Raw genomic sequence first — 377 nt, 5'->3', positions numbered from 1 at the left:
TAGGAGGCGTGTACAGTTTATGTTCAGTTAGTAGATTAATAATTAACCGAACCAGCTTCCTAGCGGTCAACACACAAGCTCGACGATGTTGATACTTTGGTACCTCCCGGAACTTCTTCTGGTAGTACCTGGCATAAGTGGGATCATAGCGCCTTACTGAGTTGGCAGCTTCAACTAAGTAATAACGTAGGTATTGGTTACCACTTTTGGTTCGCGGCGTTAATTGTCGCTCATGATTTCCTGATTGACTGCGTTGCCATGATAAGCCAGCGTAGCCGGCGAGACTAGCATCATTGGGGAAACGGTCAATTTGGCCGATTTCAGCCAGTAATCCGGCCGCATACACTGGTCCAATTCCCGGAATACTTTGGAGTGAG

General features: G+C 47.2%; 1 protein-coding gene. It reads right to left on the bottom strand.

Features of this window, described 5'->3' with window-relative positions; all coding sequences use genetic code 11:
* A partial coding sequence (locus LPKJCM_RS11780; protein ID WP_133057577.1) for a transposase occupies nt 1-377 on the bottom strand: 377 nt, incomplete at both ends.

Origin of the sequence: Lentilactobacillus parakefiri (assembly GCF_002157585.1) — a bacterium.
In the GTDB taxonomy this organism is placed as follows: Bacteria; Bacillota; Bacilli; order Lactobacillales; family Lactobacillaceae; genus Lentilactobacillus; species Lentilactobacillus parakefiri.
This window is presented reverse-complemented; position numbering and strand designations above follow the sequence as displayed.